The 6181-nt window shown below is 39.6% G+C and carries 5 protein-coding genes and 2 pseudogenes; 2 read left to right on the top strand and 5 right to left on the bottom strand.

Features of this window, described 5'->3' with window-relative positions; translation table 11 throughout:
• Positions 1-26: 26 nt before the first annotated feature.
• Both B6A27_RS02235 and B6A27_RS02230 read left to right on the top strand, forming a co-directional pair.
• Positions 27-338 (top strand): DUF4260 domain-containing protein, encoded by a 312-nt coding sequence (locus B6A27_RS02235; RefSeq protein WP_139788047.1) that lies wholly within the window; start codon positions 27-29, stop codon positions 336-338.
• A 309-nt stretch (positions 339-647) separates the two neighbouring features.
• Positions 648-1814 carry an IS256 family transposase gene (locus tag B6A27_RS02230; protein WP_066149112.1) on the top strand — a complete coding sequence of 389 codons (1167 nt, stop codon included), beginning with the start codon at positions 648-650 and terminating at the stop codon, positions 1812-1814.
• A 231-nt stretch (positions 1815-2045) separates the two neighbouring features.
• Here B6A27_RS02230 and B6A27_RS02225 read toward each other — a convergent pair whose 3' ends face one another.
• The 5 genes and pseudogenes from B6A27_RS02225 to B6A27_RS18585 form a co-directional block, all read right to left on the bottom strand.
• Positions 2046-2465, bottom strand: coding sequence for a YxiG family protein (locus tag B6A27_RS02225; RefSeq protein WP_066149114.1), 420 nt, complete (start codon positions 2463-2465; stop codon positions 2046-2048).
• Positions 2466-2484: 19 nt separating this feature from the next.
• On the bottom strand, positions 2485-4005 hold the full coding sequence (locus B6A27_RS02220; protein WP_080859928.1) for an RHS repeat domain-containing protein: 1521 nt from the start codon (positions 4003-4005) through the stop codon (positions 2485-2487).
• A gap of 282 nt (positions 4006-4287) precedes the next feature.
• Complete coding sequence (locus B6A27_RS02215; RefSeq protein WP_159719906.1) at positions 4288-4746, bottom strand: DUF4304 domain-containing protein; 459 nt, start codon at positions 4744-4746, stop codon at positions 4288-4290.
• A gap of 11 nt (positions 4747-4757) precedes the next feature.
• Positions 4758-5705: pseudogene (locus tag B6A27_RS02210) on the bottom strand (RHS repeat-associated core domain-containing protein); the annotation flags it as partial.
• A 63-nt stretch (positions 5706-5768) separates the two neighbouring features.
• Positions 5769-6181: pseudogene (locus tag B6A27_RS18585) on the bottom strand (hypothetical protein); the annotation flags it as partial.

Raw genomic sequence — 6181 nt, 5'->3', positions numbered from 1 at the left:
AATTTTATTCATAAGAAGGGGCAGCTATCCTATTGTTGAGTCTTTATTTTTACTCTTATAATCAATTTAGTTGGCTTTTATTTTTCGTTTTGTTATTCGCTCCAGATATATCAATGATTGGTTACTTATTCAATAATAAGGTTGGTGCCGTGCTTTATAATTTATTTCATACATATAGTTTACCAATTGGAGCTGTTATCTTAGGAGTATTGTTATCAAATGAAGTGGTTTTAGAGGTAGGTTTAATATGGTCTGCTCATATCGGAATGGATAGGATGATTGGTTATGGATTAAAATATCCAACACATTTTAAAGACACGCACTTAAATCGTGTTTAAATAAACTATTCAACTAAAGGATGTGTTGGTTCAATAAGAAACAGTAAATGAGTATTAAAAACGCTCGGATTTTCATTCCGAGCGTTTTTCTTTGCGATTTATATTGTTATTTTAGTGTTAAATATATTGCTAATTACCTTGTTATTTGGTGTATTTTTTAACATTTTTCCTCCCTGAAGTAAACCCGCTAGATTAAACAGATGATGTATAAAATTTTGTATAAAGCATTTGGCTAGACCAAAAGAAAAAAAGGTAGGGTATTCTCTGATTTGGACCACAACACATTCCAGAGAAAGGAGTACCCTACCTATGTCGAAAAGTATACCGAATGTAGATTGGACGAATCAACTGGAAAGTGTCATTCGTCAGTTTGTAAAGGAAAAATTAGAACTAATCATGCGGGAAGAAATGAAAAATTTCCTCGAAATGGAACAAGCTGAAACGTCGAATATGAGAAACGGCTACTATCAACGAAATCTAGATACGCAATATGGCCGGATTGAAGGTCTTTTGGTCCCTAGAGACCGAAACGGAGAATTTCAAACCCAATTGTTCGCTCCTTACCAACGCCACACCGGCTGGCTGGAGGAAGCCATCATCAAGATGTATCAAAGTGGGATGAGTACGCGTGAAATTGGCAAGTTTATTGAACGAATTTTAGGCAATGCCTATTCTCCTGCAACGATCAGCCGTATGACCGATGTAGTGAAGGAAGACATCGAGAAATGGCACACTCGTCCACTGCACAAGCGTTATTCCGTCTTATATTTGGATGGTTTATACGTAAAACTTCGTCGCGAAACCGTGGAGAAAGAAGTCATTTATGTGGGGTTAGGGGTGAACGAAGAAGGATATCGCGAAATTCTTGATTTCTTTGTGGGAGGACAAGAAAGCGCCTATGTATGGCAGGAAATTCTTCAACACCTCTACCAAAGAGGCGCCAAGGAAGTGCTTCTGGGCGTATTCGATGGACTACCAGGGTTGGAGGAAGCCTTTAAGGCGGTTTATCCGAAAGCCGATGTGCAGCGTTGTGTCGTTCACAAAGTCCGCAACACGCTCCATCGTGTTCGGAAAAAAGACCAATTTGAAGTGGCCGAGGATCTCAAGCTGATTTATCGCGCGCCGAATAAGGAGATGGCGTTACAGATGTTTCAACAGTTTGAGTCGAAATGGTCAAGCAAGTATCCAAGAGAAGTTCAATCTTGGGCCAATGAGTGGGATGTCCTCCTTACATTTATGGATGATCCAAGCCGTATTCGAAGTGTGATTTATACGACCAATGCCATCGAACGAACGATCAAGGAGATTCGGAAACGTCTCAAGCCGATGAACAGTTTGAATAGTTTAGAAGCCGCTGAAAAAGTCGTATATTTGACCATTCAAGATTTTAATGAGAAATGGGCAGGGAGAAGGTTGCGAGGATTTGCCGAAGCTCATGAAGCCCTCGAGCGAATGTTTGAAGAGCGTTATCACTAACCAAACACTGTAAATTAACGAAATAAGGGGATCCCCCCTTTCCACACAGGAGACTGAATATTCAGTCTCCTGTGTGGAGGAAACAGTCCCCCTCTCTATTCTAAAATCCATTTCAGAGATACCCTATCTATCTTACATTACACAAAATTCTTGACGGTACCGAATACAACAAAAAATTTTTCGTGCTCTTCTAACAAAATAGCCATCCTCAATTCAAAATCAAATAATAAATTATTTTTTTATATTTATTATTTTTCCATCTAGAGAAATTTTTCTTGTCTCAATCAACAAAATTGAATCCCAAATTTCTATTATAATATTGACTTTAGAATGATATTGTTTACTCCATTCCTCCTCATTTGGTAAGCAAAAATGTAGTTCACCTAAAGGTTCGTTTTGATAATGGATAGAGGTTAACTCCAAAAAATCTACTTTTTCCCTATCATAAAAATGAAATCTAAATTCTTCACTATCCTTCACAAAGTAAAATGAAGAAACATCAATAAAAGCTATTTCATGAAATTTTACAACCTTATCATCCGTAATCTTAATCTTAAATTTTATAATGTCATTTAGTAAGTCTACTTGTGTATCTAAAATTTCAGCTCCCCATAGTTTATCAAGTATTTTCTGTATATCAGCGTTCCCCATATTACTCCTTCTTTCTGTTCTAATACTTTTTATTTAAAATACGGCTTATTTCCTTATAAGATTTCCTTGAAAGATTAATATGTGTGTATGACCTATCACTACTTTTGTTGCCATACCTATCGAATGAACCATATTTAGAATGACTTATTCGATAATATGCTTTCTTTCTATTACCAGATCCAGCATTCATCACTCTAACCCGATAGGAGTGCTTTCCATCAGGAATAGATACTTTCCATCCATTGCCCTTAGCTCTTTCCAACGTACCTCCATGTTTTTTTGCAACTTTTTTCGCTAGCCTATAAGTTTTTGAAAATTTACCTGCTTTATATGCTCTATACGCAATTTTGGCTCCTTTAAACGCCGCACCGCCAACCAGTCCCACGCCAACGGCAATCGCTGCTGCTTTCCAACCACCTTTTTTAAAGGCTTTATACCCATCATACGCCGCAAATCCCGCATTAATCGCCATCCACACAAAATGCCCATCTGGATCGACCAGCATCACCGGATTGTTGTTCGCATATGTGTAGCCGTTCTGCGTCAAGATATCATCCGAATCTCCTGGATCAGGGTCCATAGACAAGAACACGCCATGGGTTAGGTGATAATAACGGGCGATCAAGTAGTAGAGTCCCGTCTTTTCGTCATATTGGTATCCGGCATAACGATATGGGTTTTCGGTTGCTAGGGCACCCGTTTGAGAACGAATTTGGCCCCATGTGTCGTACTGGTAACGAGCCACCACATTTCCTTGCGCATCGGTTAAGGCGATGACATCGCCATGGGCGTTATAGTGGTAGAAGTACGTCGCCCCGCCTTTTTTCATCGCCAACAGCTGGCCGTTTTCTCCGTATACATACGATTGTACCACAGTTCCGCTCGCGTCGGTTTCATATAAGACGTTGAGGCTGTCGCCTTGGTAGTGGTAGTTCGTCACCACGCCATTCACGGTCTTTTGAATGCGGCGACCGTCTTCGTCATATTTGTATGTGACAAACGGCGCGCTTTCGCCTTTTCGAGTGATAGCGACAAGCTGATCGGCTTCGTTCCATTCATATTGGTACTCACTGTCTTCGGTCCGGTTGCCGTTCGCGTCATACGTGATCGTTTCATCGCCGAAACGAACCAACTGATTCGCCGCATTATAATCGGCCGTCGTCGTCGTCGATGATCCGTCTTTCGTTTTCACGATTTTCGTCCGGTTCCCGAATCCATCGTACGTGTACTCGATCGTCGTTCCATCCGGCCATTGCTCTTCCACTAGTTGATCGAGCGCATCATAACGGTAAACGATCGCTTCTCCTGTTGAGGACTCGATTTTCGTCCGATTGCCGTTTTCGTCGTAACGGTACGTTTCCGCCAATAACTCGGTTCCGTTCGCCGTTCCCACCACCAGACTGTTCACCAAGCCGCGGTCGTCATACGTAAAGGTGGCACCCGCTTCATTTCCGGTGGTAAACGTGCGAACATGGCCTCTTTCGTCATAATCCAAACGGTACGTATACGTTCCATCTTGAACAACCGTATTTTGATCCAACGCGTTGTATTGGTAGGTGTCGGTTTGGCTAAAGGAACTATGTGAGAATTGGAATTTCTTCCATTTATCCGAGGTTATCGGATAAATGCTTTTCGTCTTTTTCTAAATTTCATTTTCAATCAAAATACGATTGGTTGCCACTCGTAGATTTCCTTCCATAAGCCCAATTGGGTCAAACTTTTCTTGAAAAAGAGAAAAACCTTAAGAGAGATATAGACTCTCCTAAGGTTGGCATACTTAATAGATACCTATTACTTCATTCTAATTCAAAACTCAAAAATCTTAACATTCATCGGCATCTTCTAATCCAAAATATTTTTTCACTCGTAATGGAATATCATTTAAATAATCACGTTTCTTTAGTTCCATTAACAGATCTTTTTCCGTATGAATCTTGTCGAACATTCCAAATATTTCTCTTTCAATAAACTTTTTCAGTTCGTTCTTTCGATCTTCGTCAGGGATAGAAATCTCAAAATCTAATAGCTCCTTAATTCTTATACTTTCTCCCTGATCCAAGGAACTTAGTCTATGATAAATATGCATCACAAGGCGGCCTAGCTCAAGGTTTTTTATAATAAACCCATAATCAATATGATAATAATTACCATAATTTGATTTTGATAATTTAATTATTTTTATAATCTCGTCATTGCTAAAGCTCCACTGGGTTCCCTTCTTTTTAAAAGAGTGGGCTTTAAACAACTCATCTAAATATTTTACAAATTCGGATTTATCCATTCTATCACCCCTTAATAAACATGCAAAATTGTTTTCCATTTTCCTCCACGTTCTTGTTCAAACATTCGCTTGTATTTTTTTAACTGTCGCTTCCCTCGAGCAATGGCTCTAGGATTATACGGTTTTAATTCATAGATCGTTCTCGTATTGAAATCCACAAAATCTGGACGAATACCTTTTATCCCTTTATATTCTTTAATTCTCCCTTTTAATTCATCATGCAAATGAGCCATATATTTTTTATGCATCTGTCGACCAAGTTGGAAATTAGATTTTGTGTACTGCCTTCCAACCTTAACAATATACTTCCCTGCACCTCTAACAAGTTTAAGCTTTCTCCCACCAACCGCGCCAAGAGCCGTTTTTTTGGCGACATACATCCATCCTTTTCCTGATTTATACGCCTTATACCCATCATACGCCGCAAATCCCGCATTAATCGCCATCCACACAAAATGCCCATCCGGATCGACCAACATCACCGGGTTGTTGTTCGCATATGTGTAGCCGTTTTGGGTTAGAATATCATCCGAATCTCCTGGATCAGGGTCCATGGATAAAAACACGCCATGGGTTGGGTGGTAGTAACGGGCCATGAGGTAGTACAATCCCGTCTCTTCATCATATTGGTATCCCGCATAGCGATACGGGTTTTCGTCTGCTAGGGCGCCCGTTTGGGAACGAATTTGGCCCCATATGTCATATTCGTAACGAGCGACCACGTTTCCTTGCGCATCGGTCAACGCGATGACATCGCCATGGGCGTTGTAGTGGTAGAAGTACGTCGCCCCGCCTTTTTTCATCGCCAACAGCTGGCCGTTTTCTCCGTATACATATGATTGTACCACATTTCCGCTTGCGTCGGTTTCATATAAGACGTTGAGGCTGTCGCCTTGGTAGTGGTAGTTCGTTACCACGCCATTGACGTTCTTTTGAATGCGGCGGCCGTCTTTACTATGTAATTTACATAATAAAAGGCTATCCCTAGAGTCAAAGGGATAACCCTAAAAAAGCTAAATATCTTATTTTTGACCTTGTTTCTCATAGTAAGCTTTAACAAGCATTTCCGTAATATTATTACTTCCAATCAGACCAATTGGATTTTTGATTTTCTCCCCTTCTTCTTTAGAAATAGGTTGTAATTCTACGATTGGTGTATTTGCATCTCCCCTACTCACAAAATACTGCTTACCATTATAAAATACAAAGTCAGGTAACTTGTATTCTTCCGTATTGAATTTCCCTTTAGATAATTTTCCAATATTTATCCATTCTTTATTGACAATCCCATATATTCCACTGTTAATAGTATATAGAACAGAAAGTTCCTCAAATTGATTACTAAAGTTTTTTATATCTAATATTTCATTCGTGAAGATATCAAAATATTGTATATAAATGTCATCCTTTAAACCTTCTCCTTTTACTACTAAAC

The organism is Anoxybacillus sp. UARK-01 (assembly GCF_002075365.1).
GTDB lineage: Bacteria > Bacillota > Bacilli > Bacillales > Anoxybacillaceae > Anoxybacteroides > Anoxybacteroides rupiense.
Note: the sequence above shows the minus strand (reverse complement) of the source record. Positions and strands in the feature narration are given on the sequence as shown.